Origin of the sequence: Mycolicibacter senuensis (genome assembly GCF_003284925.1) — a bacterium.
GTDB classification, from domain to species: Bacteria; Actinomycetota; Actinomycetes; order Mycobacteriales; family Mycobacteriaceae; genus Mycobacterium; species Mycobacterium algericum_A.
The window spans coordinates 1-17,913 of record NZ_QMEX01000079.1 but is presented as its reverse complement, the minus strand read 5'-3'; the positions used below and the strand labels follow the sequence as shown (position 1 = coordinate 17,913).

20 protein-coding genes and 1 pseudogene are annotated in these 17,913 nt (G+C 69.2%); 12 read left to right on the top strand and 9 right to left on the bottom strand.

Annotated features, from left to right (window positions below):
* Positions 1-224: acyl-CoA thioesterase domain-containing protein (locus DQP56_RS16420; RefSeq protein WP_165825041.1), on the bottom strand; the 224-nt coding region annotated here is incomplete at its 3' end.
* Positions 225-266: 42 nt separating this feature from the next.
* On the opposite strand from DQP56_RS16420, the gene DQP56_RS16415 reads away from it, so the two are divergent.
* Positions 267-1,118, top strand: coding sequence for a class I SAM-dependent methyltransferase (locus DQP56_RS16415; protein WP_112687177.1), 852 nt, complete (start codon positions 267-269; stop codon positions 1,116-1,118).
* Positions 1,119-1,128: 10 nt separating this feature from the next.
* Here the strand turns inward: DQP56_RS16415 and DQP56_RS16410 are convergent, their stop codons facing one another.
* The 4 genes from DQP56_RS16410 to DQP56_RS16395 all read right to left on the bottom strand — a co-directional run bounded on the left by DQP56_RS16410 (position 1,129) and on the right by DQP56_RS16395 (position 4,033).
* On the bottom strand, positions 1,129-1,854 hold the full coding sequence (locus DQP56_RS16410) for a ferredoxin--NADP reductase (RefSeq protein ID WP_112687175.1): 726 nt from the start codon (positions 1,852-1,854) through the stop codon (positions 1,129-1,131).
* 10 nt (positions 1,855-1,864) lie between these two features.
* On the bottom strand, positions 1,865-2,461 hold the full coding sequence (locus tag DQP56_RS16405) for a DUF1326 domain-containing protein (RefSeq protein ID WP_165825040.1): 597 nt from the start codon (positions 2,459-2,461) through the stop codon (positions 1,865-1,867).
* 13 nt (positions 2,462-2,474) lie between these two features.
* Positions 2,475-3,323 (bottom strand): DUF2182 domain-containing protein, encoded by an 849-nt coding sequence (locus DQP56_RS16400; protein WP_112687171.1) that lies wholly within the window; start codon positions 3,321-3,323, stop codon positions 2,475-2,477.
* A gap of 224 nt (positions 3,324-3,547) precedes the next feature.
* Positions 3,548-4,033, bottom strand: coding sequence for a winged helix-turn-helix transcriptional regulator (locus DQP56_RS16395; RefSeq protein ID WP_112687169.1), 486 nt, complete (start codon positions 4,031-4,033; stop codon positions 3,548-3,550).
* Between the two features lie 95 nt (positions 4,034-4,128).
* On the opposite strand from DQP56_RS16395, the gene DQP56_RS16390 reads away from it, so the two are divergent.
* The 7 genes from DQP56_RS16390 (at position 4,129) to DQP56_RS16365 (ending at position 8,311) form a co-directional block, all read left to right on the top strand.
* Positions 4,129-4,830 carry an SDR family oxidoreductase gene (locus DQP56_RS16390; RefSeq protein WP_112687167.1) on the top strand — a complete coding sequence of 234 codons (702 nt, stop codon included), beginning with the start codon at positions 4,129-4,131 and terminating at the stop codon, positions 4,828-4,830.
* Between the two features lie 28 nt (positions 4,831-4,858).
* On the top strand, positions 4,859-5,284 hold the full coding sequence (locus tag DQP56_RS16385; protein ID WP_112687165.1) for a tautomerase family protein: 426 nt from the start codon (positions 4,859-4,861) through the stop codon (positions 5,282-5,284).
* A 45-nt stretch (positions 5,285-5,329) separates the two neighbouring features.
* Entirely contained in the window at positions 5,330-5,467 is a 138-nt protein-coding gene (locus DQP56_RS24775) for a hypothetical protein (protein WP_165825039.1), read from the top strand.
* A gap of 63 nt (positions 5,468-5,530) precedes the next feature.
* Positions 5,531-6,334, top strand: coding sequence for an acyl-CoA thioesterase (locus DQP56_RS16380; protein WP_112687181.1), 804 nt, complete (start codon positions 5,531-5,533; stop codon positions 6,332-6,334).
* Between the two features lie 53 nt (positions 6,335-6,387).
* Positions 6,388-7,620, top strand: a complete 1,233-nt coding sequence (locus DQP56_RS16375) for a DUF4226 domain-containing protein (RefSeq protein ID WP_112687163.1) — start codon at positions 6,388-6,390, stop codon at positions 7,618-7,620.
* A 36-nt stretch (positions 7,621-7,656) separates the two neighbouring features.
* Positions 7,657-7,950, top strand: coding sequence for a hypothetical protein (locus DQP56_RS16370; RefSeq protein WP_112687161.1), 294 nt, complete (start codon positions 7,657-7,659; stop codon positions 7,948-7,950).
* A 25-nt stretch (positions 7,951-7,975) separates the two neighbouring features.
* Positions 7,976-8,311: a hypothetical protein gene (locus DQP56_RS16365; protein ID WP_234825702.1), complete on the top strand. Its 336-nt coding sequence runs from the start codon at positions 7,976-7,978 to the stop codon at positions 8,309-8,311.
* On the opposite strand, the gene DQP56_RS16360 is transcribed toward DQP56_RS16365, so the two are convergent.
* Both DQP56_RS16360 and DQP56_RS16355 read right to left on the bottom strand, forming a co-directional pair.
* Positions 8,312-9,091: a hypothetical protein gene (locus tag DQP56_RS16360; protein WP_112687157.1), complete on the bottom strand. Its 780-nt coding sequence runs from the start codon at positions 9,089-9,091 to the stop codon at positions 8,312-8,314.
* Positions 9,092-9,235: 144 nt separating this feature from the next.
* Positions 9,236-10,363, bottom strand: a pseudogene (locus DQP56_RS16355) (ADP-ribosylglycohydrolase family protein); the annotation flags it as partial.
* 144 nt (positions 10,364-10,507) lie between these two features.
* Between DQP56_RS16355 and DQP56_RS16350 the strand changes: the two are divergent.
* From DQP56_RS16350 to DQP56_RS16335, 4 genes are all read left to right on the top strand, one after another.
* Positions 10,508-11,143: an ankyrin repeat domain-containing protein gene (locus DQP56_RS16350; RefSeq protein WP_205868897.1), complete on the top strand. Its 636-nt coding sequence runs from the start codon at positions 10,508-10,510 to the stop codon at positions 11,141-11,143.
* Between the two features lie 21 nt (positions 11,144-11,164).
* On the top strand, positions 11,165-12,040 hold the full coding sequence (locus tag DQP56_RS16345; RefSeq protein ID WP_112687151.1) for an oxidoreductase: 876 nt from the start codon (positions 11,165-11,167) through the stop codon (positions 12,038-12,040).
* A gap of 354 nt (positions 12,041-12,394) precedes the next feature.
* Positions 12,395-14,761: a lysylphosphatidylglycerol synthase transmembrane domain-containing protein gene (locus tag DQP56_RS16340; protein ID WP_112687179.1), complete on the top strand. Its 2,367-nt coding sequence runs from the start codon at positions 12,395-12,397 to the stop codon at positions 14,759-14,761.
* Positions 14,762-14,765: 4 nt separating this feature from the next.
* Positions 14,766-15,932, top strand: coding sequence for an FAD-binding domain (locus DQP56_RS16335; RefSeq protein ID WP_112687149.1), 1,167 nt, complete (start codon positions 14,766-14,768; stop codon positions 15,930-15,932).
* Between the two features lie 2 nt (positions 15,933-15,934).
* Here the strand turns inward: DQP56_RS16335 and DQP56_RS16330 are convergent, their stop codons facing one another.
* Positions 15,935-17,014 carry a galactokinase gene (locus tag DQP56_RS16330; protein ID WP_112687147.1) on the bottom strand — a complete coding sequence of 360 codons (1,080 nt, stop codon included), beginning with the start codon at positions 17,012-17,014 and terminating at the stop codon, positions 15,935-15,937.
* A partial coding sequence (galT, locus tag DQP56_RS16325) for a galactose-1-phosphate uridylyltransferase (RefSeq protein ID WP_112687145.1) occupies positions 17,011-17,913 on the bottom strand: 903 nt, incomplete at its 5' end. The genes galT and DQP56_RS16330, both read right to left, overlap by 4 nt.

The window sequence follows — 17,913 nt, the reverse complement described above, 5'->3', positions numbered from 1 at the left end:
GCCACGCTGATGCTCAGCGGTGCCACCGGCACCGGCGTCAAGATGTCGATGCTGACCCGCGCCAGCCGGTGCCCCTCGCGCGGCTGATGGTGCTCCATCTCGCGGGCCAGCAGCGCCGACGGCGGCCCGCCGTGCTGGCTGTCCGGGCTCCACGGCCCGGCGGTCAGCGCTGAGCTGTCGAACTGTCCAGGCCCGGTCTGGGTGTAGAACGCCTCGCCATGCACGGCTATCAGGCTAAACCGTGCGGCACCCTAGGCTTGAGGACCATGGCGAACGAGGAACAGCAGCAGTCCTGGGCGGCCCAAGGCGTGGACTGGGTCGATCACGCGGCGATCTTCGAGGCGGTATTGGCGCCGTTCGCCGACGCGGTCATCCGGGCCGCCGACATCAGACCCACCGCCAGGGTCCTCGACATCGGTTGCGGCTCCGGCACGTTACTGCAGCGGACGGCGGCGCTGGGGGCGACTCCCGTCGGGGTCGATATCTCCGAGCCGATGGTGGCCGCGGCACGCCAACGGGTACCCGAAGCCACCGTGCTGCTCGGCGACGCCCAGACACTGGATCTGCTGACGGCCGGGGCGGCATTCGACCGGGTCATTTCGCGGTTCGGGGTGATGTTCTTCGACGACCCGGTGGCGGCGTTCGTCAACATTCGCCGCGCGGCGGCGCCGGGTGCCCGGTTGGCGTTCGTGTGCTGGCGCGAAGGCGACAACCCGATGTTCTCCATGGGTGTCGACGTCTTGGCGGCGAGACTGGAATCACCGCCTGCACCAGCCGATCCCAGCGAACCGGGCCCGCTGGCCTTCGGCAACGCTGAGCGGATACGCGAGATCCTGGCCGAGGCCGGCTGGAGCGACATCGCGGTGGAGGCGTTCGACGGGGTCTGCAACTTCGGCATCGACGGCAGCGACGGCGTCGAGGAACGCCTGACGATGATCCTGTCCAACCGCACCGGGCAGCAGGCCCGCACCGAGCTGGCGGACCGACTCGGCGAGCACGGCTGGGCCGCGCTCGTCGAGGAGCTGCGCGACGAGCTACGCCGACACCGCGTCGACGGGGTGGTGAGGTTTCCCGGACACACCTGGGTGGTCACCGCAACGTCATCGGCATCACCGTGACCGGCCGGTATCAGTAACCGTAGAACTCCGCGGATTTGATGGCGGCGTCGTCGACGCCGGCCTCCTGCAACATGTCCAGCATCGCCAGCGTCATCGCGGGCGGTCCGGCCAGGTAATACACCGGACTCATCAGATCGTCGAGATGCCGGCGCAGCAACTCGACGCTGATCTCGCCGGTCTCCCCCGCCCACGGCTGCGCCGACGCGTGCGGCTCTGTCATCGTGGCGATCAGCCGAAAGTTCGGATTGGCCTGCTGCATCTGTTCGAGTTCGGGCAGGAACGCCGCCAGTTCCCGACGCCAGTTGGAGTAGAAAAGGCGGATCGGGTGCTGCAGCGACGCGTGCACGGCGTGCCGTGTGATCGACAGGAACGGGGTGATGCCGATTCCGCCGGCCAGCAACACCGCTGGGCGCGCGGCGTCGCGGTGCAACACCAGATCTCCGTCGGCCTCGCTGATGGTGACCGTGGACCCCGGCGGGGCTTCCTTGAGCAGCTCCTTGAACGCAGAGTCGCGCAGCCGCATCGCCACCATCAGCTCGTCTTGGTGGGGGGCGCTGGCGATGGTGAACTCCCGCGTCGGGCCCTTGCTGTCGTCGGTGGGCGGCGGGTCGATCAGGGTCAGCTGGAATGACTGGCCGGGCTGGTAGTCATAGCCGTCGGGCTTGGCGAAGTAGAACGCCATGGTGCCCTCGGCGATCAGCTCACGGCGCACCAGGTGCGATTCGTAGAGGTCCATGAAACGCGGCTCAGGACGCGAAGCTGAACTCGGTCTGGGTCGACTGGCGTCCCCGGAACTGCAAGCCGTGTTCGGTGTCGGTCACCCGGTGCCGAATGACCTTGCCCGGGTATGTCAGGCTGCCGTAGACGTGGCCGAGCGCGGTGTTGTTCAGCGTGGTGTGTGAGCCGTCCTTGCCGCGGAATCCCTCCACCGTGGCCTCGAACACCCCGTCCACCTTGAACGTGCCGCTGCCCTTGTCGACGTCGAACTCGATGGGCGCGCGGGTCACTCCGACGATCTCCTTGACCAGGCCGGCCAGGTCGGCCAGCGGGCCGCCCGCCTGACCGGTGAACGCCGTGACCAGTGCCTCCTGCTGGGTGTCGTCGGCGCGGTCGTCGACGATGACGAATACCCGGGTGTTGACGTCGAAGATGTTGTCGGCGTGATGTCCCAGCAACCCCAGATTGAGCCCCGAGACGTCGATGCCGTTGATCTGGCCGCGATCGATGTGGAACACCCAGTTGAACCCGCAGTTGTTGCCGTCGGCGTTCTCACCGATGGTGCACGGGCACAACGACTTACAGCTGCACACCTCGGCCATGCGGCCGTTGAGCTGGTATCCCACGTTGTTCTCCTTTTCAGTGATGGTGCGTGCCGGTCGACGACTGCAGTGGTTCATACAATCCCCAGCCGGGCAAGTGGTTGCCGAAGATGCCCACCAATCCAGCGGCGATCACCAAGGCGACCCCGACCGGGGTGACGATGCGCCGGCCCCAGGATGCGGTCTTCTCGATCAGCATCACCGCGGTGAGCGCCAGCATGGCCAGCACGTTGCCCAGTCCGGTGCCGAACATGATCAGCATCAGCGCCCAGCAGCAGCCCAGACAGGACAGGCCGTGGCGCAGCCCCAGGTTCCAGGCGCCCCGAATCCCACGGCGGTAGTGCGCGAACAGGAAGGCCCGCGGGTCGCGACACTGGGTCAGACAGCGGTCCTTGAGCGGGGTGAGTTGGAAGACGCCGGCGATCGCCAGCACCGCGGCGAGCGCCAGGTGCGGCCGGGCGGCGATCCAGCTCAACTGTGCCGGTGGCACCCAGGCCCGCAGCGCGCCGCCCACCGCGACTGCGGCCAGCGCGAACGCCAGCCACAGCGCGAAGTATCCGGCGAGAAAGGCGGTGCGCACCGCGGCGGTGCGCGGCGCGCGGGCGCTGACGACGGTGAACATCCGCACCATCGGAATGGTCGTCGGCAGCATCATCGCCGCGGTCATCTCCAGCCAGGCTGCGGCCAGCAGCGCGACGGAGACCGCAATGCCCACTACCGATTCCGGCCGATTACCGCCGGCGATGAGGCCGTCATGGTGGTGCCCAGCCGCCAGCAGCGCCACCCAGCTCAGCGCGGTGATCGTCCACAGCAGCCGGCCCGGGTCGCGCAACCATTCCGAGACGGCAGCCGAGGACCGGCCGGCCACCTGGTCGGATGCCACCATCTGGGGCGCTCCTTCGCCGCTAGGTTATTTGCCGAACATTACCGGATGGCCTATTGGGGGTAGCGGCAAGGGTTTTGGTGGGGGCTTGGGGTCAGTGGGATGACCGGGTCCATCGCGACGGTGCCACGGGCATGGGGCAGCGCGTCGGGACCGCGGTCCACGGCGCCAGCAGATAACCGGCGAACCCGAGGGCGGCCTGCACGCTACGAGCGGGGTCTGACCGCTCAGGGTGAGCGGCGCTGGGCAGGCAGCCGGATCTGGATGTCTTCGGGCTCGATCGACGGGGCGTCCAGGTCGTCGGTGACGCGCACCCCGATGCGGCGCTGGGTGCCGGCGGCGACAAGTTCCAGCGGCGGGCCACTGTCCTGCAGGTAGTTGTCGCCCCACTGCACCAGCGCCACCAGGACCGGCAGCAGATCCTCCCCGGCCGGGGTCAGCCGGTACTCGTCGCGGACCCGCTTGCCGCACTCCTGATACGGCACCCGGGTGATGATCTGGGCGGCTTCGAGCTGCTTGAGCGCCCGGGACACCGCCGGCGCGGAGGCCCCGATCCGCTCGGTGAAGTCCTCGAAGCGGGTTGTGCCGTAGAAACATTCGCGCAGCACCAAGAACGCCGTCTTGGTGCTCAGCACATTGAGCAGCTTCGTCATCGAGCAGCCCTCACCGATCGACCAGCGGGTGCGGTCGCGCAGGCGGGGCTCGAACTCCATGCCGACATCCTACGTGACTAACGCTTGCGTTATCCAGCAATTCGTGGTTCCATCTGACTAACGTATTCGTTATCTAGCTGGAAGAGGGTGTCGAGATGGTCGCAGTACAAGGAAAGGTGGTTGTCGTCACCGGGGGACGCCGCGGGCTCGGCGCGGCACTGGTCGACGAAGTGCTGGCCCGCGGGGCGGCCAAGGTGTACTCGACTGGCCGGTCGGCATTCGCCGATGACCGGCCCCAGGTGGTGCCCCATGCCCTCGATGTGCGCTCGGCCGAGTCGGTGGCTGCGCTGGCGCGCACCGCCACCGACGCCGAGATCGTGTTCAACAACGCCGGCATCCTGCACCCCGGCTCGCTGCTGGGCGGCGGGTTCGACGACTTGACCGACACGTTCGACATCAACGTGTTCGGGCCGCTGCGCGTCGCGCGCGCCTTCGCCCCGATCCTGGCGGCCAACGGCGGCGGCGCGTTGGTCAATATGCATTCGGTGCTGTCGTGGCTGAGCGGCGCCGGGGCCTACGGGGCGTCCAAGGCCGCCATCTGGTCGGCGACCAACTCGCTGCGCTCCGAGCTGGCGGCGCAGCACACGCAGGTGGTCGGCGTGCACGCCGGGTTCATCGACACCGACATGGTCTCGGAGATCGCCGCGGACAAGACCAGCGCGGCCGAGGTGGCCCGCCGCATCGTCGACGGCGTGGAGGACGGGGCTCTGGAGGTGCTCGCCGATGACATCAGCGTCGACGTCAAGGCAGCCCTGTCGGGCCCGGTCGAAAACCTGGCCGTCACCCTGCCGGTCTGAACGCCCGCCCATCGAGAACGGAACCGCCATGCCGCTGTGGACGATTCACCACACCCCGGGAGTCTTCAGTGCTGCCGACAAGCGCGAGCTGGCCTCGCGCATCACCGATTACTACGAGCGGGTCGGGCTGCCGCGTTTCTACGTGGTCACGCTGTTCCACGAGACGGCCCCCGAGGATCTGTATGTCGGTGGTGAGCCGACCCCGGTCGGGGTGCGCATCGTCATCGATCACATCGCCCGCCGCGCCGGCGACAAGCAGACCCGGCAGCGGATCGCCGCGGGGATCCAGAAGATTCTGGCGCCGTTTTTCGATCGGCATCCGGGTCTGCACTGGGAGTTCCACGTCGACGAGACCAGTGAGGATATGTGGATGATCAACGGGCTGATCCCGCCGCCGGGCGGGTCGGCGGCCGAGAAGCGTTGGGCGACGGAGAATGCGGTGTCGGCGTACTGAGGGAGACTCCTCATTGCTACCGCGGCCTTCGGCAACGCCGAGCAGATGCGGGCCATCCTGGCCGACGCCGGCTGGGACGGGGTCGTCGAGGAGCTGCGCGGCGAGCTGCGCCGACACCGCGTCGACGGGGTGGTGAAATTCCCCGGGCACACCTGGGTGGTCACGGCGGTCAATCCGGACTGAGCAGGATCGGAAACGCGCGATAGCGTGACCGAAGATCGTTCCGCCCACCCCGAAGGATTCCCCGTGACCGCACACCCCTTCGACCGCGCCATACACCTGGAACCCGTCGATACCGCGACGTACCGCGGTGCCACCCAACCGGCGTGGGCCAACATGGTCGGGCCGTTCGGCGGGATCACCGCGGCGGTGCTGCTGCGCGCCGTTGAGACCCATCCCGACCGCATCGGTGACCCGCTGGCGTTGACGGTCAACTACGCCGCGCCCATCGCCGACGGCGAGTTCGACATCGCGCTGCGGGCACCGCGCACCAACCGCAGCAACCAGCACTGGATCCTGGAGCTGCGGCAGGGTGACGAGGTCAAGACCACCGCCACCGCGGTGTTCGGCCTGCACCGCGACACCTGGGCCGACATTGAGGCCTTCTCACCGAAATCCCCTGCGCCCGAGGATCTCCCGCGCAGTGACTTCATCGAGTTCATCGTCTGGGCCAAGCGCTACGACATGCGCTTCACGCAAGGCCCGATTCCCGAGGAGGGGGTGCCCAGCGACTCGTCGACCACCACGCTGTGGGTGCGCGATGCCGAGCAGCGGCCGCTGGATTTCGCCGCGCTGGCCGCGGTGTCCGACATCTTCTATCCGCGGGTGTTCCTGCGCCGCGGTAGCTTCCTCCCGGCCGGCACCATCTCGCTGACCACCTACTTCCACGCCGACAAGGCGCAGGTCGAGGCCGTGGGCGGCGACTTCGTGCTGGGTAGCGCCCACGCCAACGGCTTCTCGCGCGGCTACTTCGACCAGAGCGCACACCTGTGGTCACGCGACGGTGCGCTGCTGACCAGCAGCCATCAGCTGGTGTATTTCAAGGACTGAGCGTCGCCGGGGTGAATACCGCGATCGGCCCGGTTGAACTAGCGTCCCCGAGTATGCCCGAGGAACTCGGTGCCCATGCCGACGCCGCGCGAGATCGTGAGGCCGCGCTAGCCACCCGGCTGCGCACGACGACGCAGCTGGACCGGGCGTTCGTCGCGACGCTGCGGGATGCGGCGCAGGTGGCGCTGCGCGGGCGCCGACGACTCGACGACATCGAGGCCGAGATCCGCGAAGCGCTGGCCAATCAGCAAGCGCTGGCGCTGGATACCCCCGCCGGCGCCCGCCAGTTCCAACAGTTCCTGACCATCAAGACCCGCGACATCCACCGGGTGATCGCCGACACCGTGGCCGACAGCCACGCCCGTGCGGCGGCGGTGCGGTCGCTGGGCGGCGGCTACACCGTCGAGGGGCCGCGCGCGCCCGGCGTCCAGGCCGTCGACCACACCGTCAAGAAATCCCCGGGCGGGACCGACGAACGTCGTCTCAATCAGATCGACGCCTTCCGGCAGGTCTTCGGCCGCGACCCGGTCTCGGCCTCTGATTGGGCGACGGCTGCCGCACTCGATCCGACCACCTACGATCCCAAGTTCCAGGGCGTGGAATCCGAGATCCGCGTGGCACGGATCGATCCGGTACCCGGGCAGGGGGTGGTGCGCGCGTCGCAGTGGATCCCGCAACGCGATGTCACCAGTCTTCCGCCGTGGAAGCGTGACTTCGGCAATGAACGTGGCCCCAATCCGAACTTCGATCCCGAAAACACCAAGGTCACCACCTACATCGACTACGACAACGGCATCGTGGTGATGCGGCAAAATCCGTCCGTCGAGCTCAACGACAGCGGTGGCCCCGGGAGGGTGAAAGTCGGTGTTCCGCAGGGCAGTATCGCGCAGGCCCCGGACGGCTCGGTACGCATCAAATACGACGCCGGCAACCCGTTGGTGCCCGCGTTCGTTACCGACGCCCATGGCCCACTGCGCGAAAACCGGCCCAGCGTCAACGGGGATCTGGTGTTCACCCCCGGGCACGGCGGTGTCTATGTCGACGGGACACGGACGAACTATCCGTCGCTGGAGATCTATCAGGATCTGCCCGATGGCAGCACCCACACCGTGTTGATCGATCCGGCCCGGTCCGGACGCAGCCTCGGCCCGGCATTGAATCTGCCGGCCCATCACGAGATCGGTGTCGGTAGCTCCGCGTTCGCCCCGTTCGGCGACGCAGCCACTGATTTCGGACCGGTGTACGCGCCGCCGTCGGTCTCCTCGACATCCGGACAGCACGGCTGAGCCTTCCAGCCGCTCCCGAAGGGATAACTTCTACCCATGACCGCCCCAACCCCGACAGATCGCTACGGCCCGCGAAGCCTGGTCGCCGCGCTGGCCACCATCGTGATCGTGGAGACCGCCACCTGGGTGTGGCTGCCGTTGTGGATCGCCAACCTGTTCTTCTTCGCAATCGCCTCGGCCGTCGTGTTGCCGATGGGGCTGTTCATGAGCCAGCTGCCCGATGAGATCGGGCAGGCAGGCCGAGGGATCCTTGCGGGCTACCTCGCGACACCGTTGACGATCGTGATCGCGCTCATCCCGGCCGGCTTGATCTACCTGCTACTGGACTAAGGGGCGCTCAGGCATGCTCAATACGATGTTCACCCGAATCCGGGTGCAGGACAGCGATGTTTGGCGGATCGCCACCCGATCATCACCGGTCGTCGTGCAGCCGGTCTTGGCGGTCTGGTTCGGTGTCGGTTGGCTGCTGGGACAAACTCCGGTCGTCGACCACACTGGGGTTCCCATCGTGATAGCGCTCGCAGCCATACTGACGACCGCGGCCTCATTGCTGATCGGCGCGAGATTGCTGGGCACCGACTCGCCTCGTCGGCGCGGTCTGGGCTTGGCGACCGGCGGGTGCGGCCTGGCCGTGTTGATCAGTGGATTGGTCTACGCCCTGATCTTCCTGCCGATCGTGTATCCCGGGTGATCACCCGGCTACCGCATCTGGTCTGAAGTCCCCGGGCCGCCTCGGGTCGTCGTACTTGCCGGCCAGCAGCTTCGACACCGTGCCGGGCTTCCAGAGCCGACCGGTCGGGGTGCGCTGCCCCGCGGAGTTGAGCACCCGCGCGGTGGCCGCCTGGGTGACACCGCAGCCCTGCACCAGCCAGCCCGCGTACCGCTTGACCTGCCGCTTGCGCTCCGGCCACGGCACCGCGGGCGACGGCAACATCGGCGGCACCGGGTGCATGGTCGCCCGGCCCCCGTCGGCCGTGCGCCGCACCGACTCTCGACCGCCGGCCTTAACCAGCGCCAGCTCGATCTCCCGTCCCAGGCTCTTGACGCCCTCGGCGGCCAGCGCCGCCTGATCCAGGCTGTCGACGGCTTGAACCTCGCGCCGCAACGCGAAGTCGATCTCGTTCATGCCGCCGTCCGTCGGCGCCGGGTACAGCCCCCGGGTCAGCCGCACGTTCAGGCCGTGACGCTGCAACACCAGGCTCAGCCGCCGCAGGTGCTGTTCCCGAATGAAGTCCGGGCCCGGGAACGGCACCCAGACGTCCATCCGCCCGGCGATCGCGCGGCCCAGCGCGGCGACCACGGCATCGATCTCGGTCAGGTCATCGGTGCCAACGGGTTCTCCCTCGTCGAACCCGAACGCCTCGACGATGATGCAGTGCTGTTTGGCGGCCTCCCGCGCCAACTCGGCCCGGTGGGCCGTGGTGTCGTTGTCCCCGAGCAGAACGACGCGGGTGACTGCCGACTGCGACATTGCTGACCTCCCGATATCTCAAGCCCCCGTGGGGAAGTGCTGGTAAACCGACGCTACCGGTGACCACCGACAGGTCTTACCGATCCAGCCTGGCCAGCGCCGCCCGGAAGTCGGTGTTCGGCGACGAGCCCTGTAGCACCGCACGCACAGCGACACCACCGCATCGATCTCGTCGGGCAGCCGCCGCAGCGCGCCGACACCGCCGATCCACACCTTGTCGTCGTGGGGGTGCGCGACGCGATGACGGGCCTAGGGGTAGCCGCCATAGCTGTAGTCGAACGCATCGGGGGTGCCCTTGGCGAGGATCTGGTCGGCCAGCTGGATCAGGTCGCGGGCTCGCAGTCCGGGCCAGCCGCTGAGCTGCAGCCGCCAGTCCGACGGCACCGCCGAGGCGCCGTGCAGCGCGCCCAGCACGCCGCCGGCGATCGCGGCGACCGTGTCGGTGTCGCCGCCACCACGCACCGCGGCCTCCAACGCCAACCGCAGGTGATCGGCGCGGAACACCTCAGCGGCCGGGTCCTCGTCGGGAACCGGTGTCGTGATGATCGCCGACCAGGCGCCCTGCAACGCCGCGACCACCCAGCCGTTGTTGTGCGAAAACGCACCCGGCTGGGCGTTTTCGGCCTCATCGAGGCGCTGCGCCCAGCGTTGCCGGCGCGCCGGCTCGAGGTGGTGCAGCCCGATGCGCACGTCGAGCTGCCCGGTCAGCACCGCATGCCGGATCGTGGCGCACCACAGCACGCAGGCGTCTCCGGCGTCCGGGTCGTAGTGGGTGAGCTCGCTGACGCTGCGGGCCGCCGCGACCAGCGCGGTGTCGTCGTCGAGGAAGGCCAGCGCCACCGGCGCGGTGCGCATCAGCGACCCGTTGCCCGCGCTACGACCGGTGCGCTCATGCAGTTCCCGGGACTCCTGCCACGCGGTCTGCGCGCTGATGCCGCGCCGGCCGGCCGCCGAGAGCACCGAACGGGTCTGCACGCCGACGTCTTTGGCGCCGCGAGACCACTCCAGCCAGCGGGCGACGACGGCGTCCAGCGCGGCCGCGAAGCGCAGCTCGGCGCCGGTGGCCGCGACTTCGGCGATGGCGATGGCCATCGAGGTGTCGTCGGTCCACTCGCCGGGCGCAAACGGCCCGAGCCCACCGCCGATCATGTCGATCGGCTCACCGGGCCCGCGGGGGCCGTCGAACTCATACCCGGCGCCCAGGGCGTCGCCGGCGGCCGTGGCCAGCAGTACCCCGCAAGCCCGATCACGTTGTGCAGCAGTAAGGTCCATGCCGCGCCCCTTTCATCCAGAACAGCTGACGTGAGGCTATCGGGGGGTACCGACAACTCTGGTCTGCCGAACGATCGATAGTTATTGTCGGACCCCCTGGCTAAATTCCGGGCCATGGACGAACCACCCTTAGATTGGCCCGGCGTGTTGGAACCCTCCCTGCTTCCGGAGAACGCCATCACCGCCGGGCACCGCCTGGCCGATGCGGCCGAGGCCGGTGACTGGCCGGCGCTGTTCGAACTGCTGGACGCCACCCCGGCGCTCAGCGTCAACCAGTGGCGGCCCGGCGCCGCCGACTGGCTCACCCCGCTGCACCAGGCCGCCCGGCACGGCGCACCGACCGAAGTCGTTGCCGCGCTGCTGGAACGCGGTGCGCTGCGCGGCCTGCGCGACGCCCGGGGCTTCACGCCGTGCGACGTGGCCGACGACGCCGGGCACTCCGCGGAGCTGCTCGCCCGGCTGGCCCCGCAACCGTCGCCGCTGTCTGCCGCGCTGATCCGCGTCCTGGACGCCAACCTGGCGTGGGCGATCGACGGCACCATCCGCACCGCGGGACTGCTGGCGGGCTACAGCGATCAGGACCTGCGTCGGGCACTGCGCTATCCGCCGGCCGCGGTGCTGCACGAAGCGCCCGACGCCGCGCTGCACTGTGCGATCCCCGGCCTGCCCGGCGGTGTCCGCGTGGCGCTGCGGTGTGGCTATCTGGAGACCGTGGCCGCCGGGCAGACGCGGGTGGTCACCCAGCGGGGTGTGGTGCTGACCACCGAAGGTGTCGGCTGACCGTCGCGTACCGTGACGACCATGGCTTTCCGACTCGCAGACACCCCGGATCAGCGCGGCCGCAGCTTCGTCGTCACCGGCGCCAACGGCGGCCTGGGTGAGGTCGTCACCCGCACCCTGGCCGCCAACGGCGCCACCGTGGTGATGGCCTGCCGCAATACCGCCAAGGCCCAGCAGATCGCCGACGGCATCGACGGCGACGTGACGGTGGCGCCGCTTGATCTGGGCAGCCTGGCCTCGGTGCGCGACTTCGCCGCCCAACAGGGTGGCTTCGACGTGCTGGTCAACAACGCCGGGATCATGAACATCCCGCTGAAACGGACCGTCGACGGGTTCGAGATGCAGTTCGGGGTCAACCACCTGGGCCACTTCGCGCTGACCGGGCTGCTGCTGGACCGCATCGGCGACCGGGTGGTGACGGTGTCGAGCATCGCGCACAAGCAGACCCCGAAGTTCTGGATCGACGACCTCAACTACGAGAACCGGTTCTACCAGCGCAACCTGGCCTATGCGCAGTCCAAGCTGGCCAACCTGATGTTCGCCCGCGAGCTGCAGCGCCGGCTGCGCGCGGCCGGCTCGCCGCTGCGCTCCTACGCGGTACACCCCGGGGTGTCGGCCACCGAGTTGTTCGACAACGACAAGACGCTGCCCGGCCTGGTCGCCAAGTACGGCCTGGCGGTGCTGGGCCAGCGCCCCGAGCGGGCCGCCGAGTCGATCGTGTTCGCCGCCACCGTCGCCGACGCCGACCCGGACGCCTACTGGGGGCCGACGAAGCTCAACCAGTCCCGCGGCCCGATCGGCCCATGCCCGTCGAACAAGCTGTCGCAGGACCAGCGGCTGTGGCGGCGGCTGTGGGAGGAGTCGGAGAAGATGACCGGGGTCAGCTACCCGGTGTGACCCAGCGCGCACCGCTGGGATCCGTGACGCGGCCGGCGGCACACCCCGTCGTCTCAGCAGCAACAGCCGTCACCGCGCGGGGGTTATGTGAGTAGTGCCCGCCTCTGCGCGACAACTGGCGTCAGGCCGGGGAACTCGGCGCCGATGCCGGCCCTCACCAGCCGACATAATCCCTGTTGTCGCTCAAAGGCGGGCACACCTCATACCACTCCCCGGCGGTGACGGGAGTGACGCACGGGACACCGCCCCGATCACGCGGCGGCGAGGCGGCAGACAAATTAGCCTTCCACCCCAGCTCACCGGTTAAGTTGTGGCGAGCCGCAATCTGCGGCACCAGACGGACCGAAAGTGATCATGCGAGTTGATGGGCGCGACGTCGCCGTCACCGGCAACCTGCTGCAGCCGCTGACCCGACGCACCAACGACATCGTGCGCCTGGTGCTGGCGGCGTTGTTCCTCGCGACGGTCATCACCAGCTCCCTGGTCACCCGCTACGAATGGGTGACGCTGGAGCGCTCGGTGTCCCAGATCATCGGGGTGCTCTCCCCCACTCACGCCAACCAGGTCTACCTGGCCTACGGCATCGCCATCGTGGCGTTGCCGTTCGCCATCCTGATCGGCCTGGTTGTCTCGCGGCGGTGGAAACTGCTGGCGGCCTATGCGATCGCCGGACTGGTCGCCGTGGCATCGCTGTCGATTCGCAGCACCGGCCTGGCCGCGCCGAGCTGGCATTTCGACCTGTCCGAACGGCTGGCCACCACACTGGCCCAGTTCCTCGACGACCCGCGGTGGATCGCCATGCTCGCCGCGATGCTCACCGTCTCCGGGCCGTGGCTGCCGGCGCGCTGGCGGCGCTGGTGGTGGGCGCTGCTGCTGGCGTTCGTGCCGATCCACCTGGTGGTCAGCGCCATCGTGCCGGCCCGCTCGCTGCTCGGCCTGGCCGTCGGCTGGTTCGTCGGGGCGCTGGTGATCCTGATCGTCGGTACCCCCGCCCTCGAGGTCCCGCTGGACGGCGCGGTGCGCAGCCTGGCCCGCCGCGGCTGCACCGTCACTGAACTGACGGTCCTCCGCCCGGCCGGCCGCGGCCCGCTGGTGCTGTCCACCGTCGGCGAGCACCCGGTGCTGATCGAGTTGTACGGCCCCAACCAGCGCAGCGGCGGCGCGGTACGCCAACTGTGGCGCAAGTTCCGGCTGCGCACCACCGAGACCGCGCCACTGCACGCCTCGTTGCATCGCGCCGTCGAGCACCGCGCGTTGATGGCGATCGCCATCGGCGAGACCGGGGTCGCCAACACCGACATCGTGGCGCTGGCCGCCCTCGACCGCGGCTGGACGCTCTACGCGCACACCCCGCCGCGTGGCACTCCGCTGGCCGACTGCACCAGCCGAATCCCGGTGGGCAACGCCTGGGAGTCGTTGCGGCGGCTGCATGACCAGCAGATCTCCCACGGCGACCTGCGCAGCAAGGAGATGACGGTCGAGCGCGGCACGGTGCTGTTCGGCGGTTTCGGCAACGCCGAGTACGGCGCCACCGACGCCCAGCTGCAATCCGACATCGCCCAGCTGCTGGTGACGACGTCGTCGCTGTACGACCCGGCCGCGGCGGTGGACGCCGCGATCGAGCATTTCGGCCGCACCGCAGTGCTGGCCGCCTCACGCCGCCTCACCAAATCGGCGGTGCCGGCCCGGCTCCGCAAGGCCGTACCCAACGCCGGTGCGGTGATGGCCGCCGCCCGCGAAGAGGTCAAGCGCCAGACCAATACTCAGGAGATCCAGACCAAGACCATCACCCGCTTGACCCGCAGCCAGGTGATCCAGCTGGTGCTGCTGGTCGCGCTGGTCTACGTCGCCTACCCGTTCATCAGCCAGGTCCCGACGTTCTTCTCCCAGCTGCGGAACGCGAACTGGTCGTGGGCGCTCGTCGGGCTGATCGTGTCGTCGCTGACCTACGTCGGTGCGGCGGGCGCGCTGTGGGCCTGCACCAACGGCTCGGTCCGCTTCCGCGACCTGGCGATCATGCAGGTGGCCAACACGTTTGCCGCGACCACCACCCCGGCCGGGGTGGGCGGGCTGGCGTTGAGCACCCGGTTCCTGGTCAAGGGCGGGCTAAGCGCGCTGCGCGCCACCGCCGCGGTGGCGTTGCAGCAGTCGGTGCAGGTCATCGTGCACGTGATCCTGCTGGTGGTGTTCACCACCGCCGCCGGCGCCCGCGCCGACCTGTCCCACTTCGTGCCCAGCGCCACCATGCTATATCTGATCGCCGGTGTGGCACTGGGCCTGGCGGGCATCTTCCTGCTGGTGCCCAACCTGCGCCGATGGTTGACGACGGCGCTGCGCCCGCGGCTCAGCGAGGTCAGCGGTGACCTGATGGAGCTGGCCCGCGAACCCAAGCGGTTGGCACTGATCGTGCTGGGCGCCGCCGGCACCACGCTGGGTGCGGCACTGGCGTTGTGGGCCAGCGTGGAGGCGTTCGGCGGCAACACCTCGTTCGTCACCGTCACGGTGGTGACGATGGTCGGCGGCACCCTGGCCTCGGCCGCCCCGACGCCCGGCGGGGTGGGTGCGGTCGAAGCCGCCCTGATCGGTGGGCTAGCCGCGTTCGGTGTGCCCGCCGCGCTGGCGGTGCCGTCGGTGCTGCTCTACCGGGTGCTGACCTGCTGGCTGCCGGTGTTCGTGGGCTGGCCGGTGATGCGGTGGTTGACGGCCAACGAGATGATCTGAGCCGATGCGGATCGCGATCAGCGGTGCCGGAGTCGCCGGAACGGCGCTGGCGTACTGGCTGCACCGCATCGGGCACACCCCGACGGTGATCGAGAAGGCGCCGGCGTTTCGCTCCGGCGGCTACATGATCGATTTCTGGGGCGTCGGCTACACCGTCGCCCAGCGCATGGGCATCGCGGCGCAGCTGCTCGACAAGGGCTATCAGATCGAGTCCGTGCGCTCCGTGGACGCCGACGGCCGGACCGTGGCAGCGCTGGACGCCAACGTGTTTCGCAATCTGCTCGGCGCCGATTTCACCAGCTTGCCGCGCGGAGATCTGGCCGCCACCATTCACGCCGCCGTCGCCGAAGACGTCGAGATGATCTACGGCGAGAGCATCACCGCCGTCGACGAACACCACGACGGCATCCGGGTGTCCTTCACCCACACCGCGCCACGCGAGTTCGACCTGCTGATCGGTGCGGACGGGCTGCACTCCAATGTGCGCCGGCTGGTGTTCGGCGCGCACGCCGAGTTCGAGCACTACCTGGGCTGCAAGGTGGCCGCTGCCGTCGTCGAGGGCTACCGGCCCCGTGACGAACTGGCGTATGTCAGCTACGCGGTGCCGGGCCGCCAGGTGTCCCGCGTCGCGCTGCGCGACGACCAGACCCTGGTGCTGTTCGTGTTCCGCGACCCGTCGGCTGAGCCTCCCGCGGATCCGAAAGCCGTGCTGCACCACCGGTTCGCAGATGCCGGCTGGGAGAGCGCGCAGCTGCTGGCCGCGGTCGACACCGTTGACGACCTGTACTTCGATGTGGTCAGCCAGGTCCGGATGCCGGACTGGTCGCGAGGGCGGGTGCTGCTGATCGGTGACGCCGCCGGGTGCATCTCGCTGCTCGGCGGCGAGGGTACCGGCCTGGCGATCACCGAGGCCTACGTGCTGGCCGGGGAGTTGCACCGGACCGGTGGCGATCACCGACGGGCGTTTGCCGCCTATGAGGATCGGCTGCGGCCGTTCATCGAGGCCAAACAGTCCGGCGCGACAGAGTTTCTCGGATTCTTCGCCACCCGAACGCGAGTCGGGCTGTGGTTTCGCAACCTGGCGATCCGGGCGATGAACCTGCGGCTGCTGACCAGGCTGCTCGCCGGTTCGGTGCGCGACGATTTCGACCTGCCCGACTACCGGATCTGAGGCTAGCCGGCACCGGCGGCGGCATAGACCCGGCTGGTCTCCGGCTCGTCGTAACCGGCCGTCAGCACCGCGGACCGCACCGCGTCGCCGACCTGCAGCGTGAGCTCGGTCGGCACCAGCGCGATCACGCAGCCGCCGAATCCGCCGCCGGTCATCCGGGCGCCCAGCGCGCCCGCGGCCACCGCGGCATCGGCGATCACGTCGAGGTGTCCGGTGGTGATCTCGAAGTCGTCGCGCATGGACGCGTGCGATGTGGTCAACAACTCCCCGGCGGCGGCGAAGTCCAGCTCCGACACGGCGGCAACGAAATCCAGCACCCGTTCGTTCTCGGTCAGCACGTGGCGGGCGCGTCGCGCATCGACCGGGTCGCTGATGACGTCGAGCACCGACACCCCCCGATGCTGCACGTCGCGCAACGATGACACCCCCAGCGCGGCGGCGGCCCGTTCGCAGGCCCCCCGGCGGGCGGCGTACTCCCCGTCGACGTGGCCGTGGCGCTGACCGGAGTCGAACAGCAGCAGCGTCACGCCGGAGGCGTCCGGGTCGAACGGCACCGGATGCACCGCGAGGTCACGGAAGTCGATGAGCACCGCGGTGGAAACCTCCCCGAACAGTGACGCCAGCTGATCGAGCAATCCCGTTGGCGCACCGACGTAGTCGTTCTCGGCGCGCTGCCCGATACGGGCCTGCTCGACCCGGTCGAGTCGCACCCCGGCAGCCGACATCAGCGCGCCGAGCACCGCGCATTCCAGCGCCGCCGACGACGACAGGCCCGAACCGATCGGGACGTCGCTGCTGATCGTCATGGCGCCGCCGGGCACCGCGACCCCGCTGTCACGCAGCGCCCAGATCACCCCGGCGACATAGCCGGCCCAGCCGGTGATTCCGCCGGGCGTGGTGTCCAGCGGGATGCGCACCGAGGCGTCGGCGCGATCTGACAGCACGGTGAGCGTGTCGGTCTCCGACGGGGTGAAGGTGACGCTGGTGCGTTGCGGCAGCGCGATCGGCAGCGCGAAACCGCCGTTGTAGTCGGTGTGTTCACCGATCAGGTTGACCCGGCCGGGTGCCGAATAGCTGATCACAGCGCACGCAGCCGCTCGGCGACGGACTCCGGGGTGACATCGGCGATGAAGGCGTCCATCGCCGATTCGGACGCCGCCAGATATTTCAGCTTGGTGGCGCTGCGCCGAATCGACATCAGTTCGACGTGGAAGTAACCGTCGGCCTGCACACCCTCGGCGCGGTACTGGTGCAGCGCGGCCATATACGGCAGCGGGGCGTCGTAGATCCGGTCGAAGCGGCCCAACAGATCTCGGTAGATCACCGCGAAGTCGGCCAGCTCGGCCTCGGTCAGCTCGGTCAGGTTGTGCAGCCGCCGATTCGGATACAAGTGTACCTCCACCGGCCAGCGCGCCGCGAACGGCACGAACGCGGTGAAATGCGCACTGCGCGCCACGATGCGGGCGCCGTCGGCGAGTTCGGCGGCCAGCAGATCGGCGAACAGGTTGCCGCCGTGGACGATTCGGTGTTCGCGTGCCTGGGCCAGCATCGCGGCGGTGCGCGGCGTCAGATACGGGTAGCCGTAGATCTGGCCGTGCGGGTGGCCCAGTGTCACGCCGATCTCCTCGCCGCGGTTCTCGAAGCAGAACACCTGCTCGACGCCGGGCCGGTTCAGCAGGTCGGCGGTGCGGTGCCGCCAGGCCTGCACCACCAGCAGGGCCTGCGCCGCTTTCAGGTCGGCGAACGAGCCGGTGTGATCGGCCGAGAAGCAGATAACCTCGCAGCGGCCATGACCGGGTGCGGCGACGAACTCGGCGCCGTCGGGCGGCGGTGTGGTGACCGCCGCCCCGGCCCCGGCCAGACTCGGGAAGCGGTTCTCGAAGACGACCACGTCGTAGTCGGGGGCGGGCACCTCGCTGGTCAGCCCGCTCGGGCCCGGGCACAGCGGGCACGCCGCGGCGGGCGGGTGATAGGTGCGGTC

Coding starts and splice junctions, on each gene's coding strand:
- DQP56_RS16415 (WP_112687177.1), top strand. CDS start 267: ATGGCGAACGAGGAACAGCAGCAGTCCTGGGCGGCCCAAGGCGTGGAC.
- DQP56_RS16410 (WP_112687175.1), bottom strand. CDS start 1,854: ATGGACCTCTACGAATCGCACCTGGTGCGCCGTGAGCTGATCGCCGAG.
- DQP56_RS16400 (WP_112687171.1), bottom strand. CDS start 3,323: ATGGTGGCATCCGACCAGGTGGCCGGCCGGTCCTCGGCTGCCGTCTCG.
- DQP56_RS16395 (WP_112687169.1), bottom strand. CDS start 4,033: ATGGAGTTCGAGCCCCGCCTGCGCGACCGCACCCGCTGGTCGATCGGT.
- DQP56_RS16390 (WP_112687167.1), top strand. CDS start 4,129: ATGGTCGCAGTACAAGGAAAGGTGGTTGTCGTCACCGGGGGACGCCGC.
- DQP56_RS16385 (WP_112687165.1), top strand. CDS start 4,859: ATGCCGCTGTGGACGATTCACCACACCCCGGGAGTCTTCAGTGCTGCC.
- DQP56_RS24775 (WP_165825039.1), top strand. CDS start 5,330: ATGCGGGCCATCCTGGCCGACGCCGGCTGGGACGGGGTCGTCGAGGAG.
- DQP56_RS16375 (WP_112687163.1), top strand. CDS start 6,388: ATGCCCGAGGAACTCGGTGCCCATGCCGACGCCGCGCGAGATCGTGAG.
- DQP56_RS16370 (WP_112687161.1), top strand. CDS start 7,657: ATGACCGCCCCAACCCCGACAGATCGCTACGGCCCGCGAAGCCTGGTC.
- DQP56_RS16365 (WP_234825702.1), top strand. CDS start 7,976: ATGTTCACCCGAATCCGGGTGCAGGACAGCGATGTTTGGCGGATCGCC.
- DQP56_RS16360 (WP_112687157.1), bottom strand. CDS start 9,091: ATGTCGCAGTCGGCAGTCACCCGCGTCGTTCTGCTCGGGGACAACGAC.
- DQP56_RS16345 (WP_112687151.1), top strand. CDS start 11,165: ATGGCTTTCCGACTCGCAGACACCCCGGATCAGCGCGGCCGCAGCTTC.
- DQP56_RS16340 (WP_112687179.1), top strand. CDS start 12,395: ATGCGAGTTGATGGGCGCGACGTCGCCGTCACCGGCAACCTGCTGCAG.
- DQP56_RS16335 (WP_112687149.1), top strand. CDS start 14,766: ATGCGGATCGCGATCAGCGGTGCCGGAGTCGCCGGAACGGCGCTGGCG.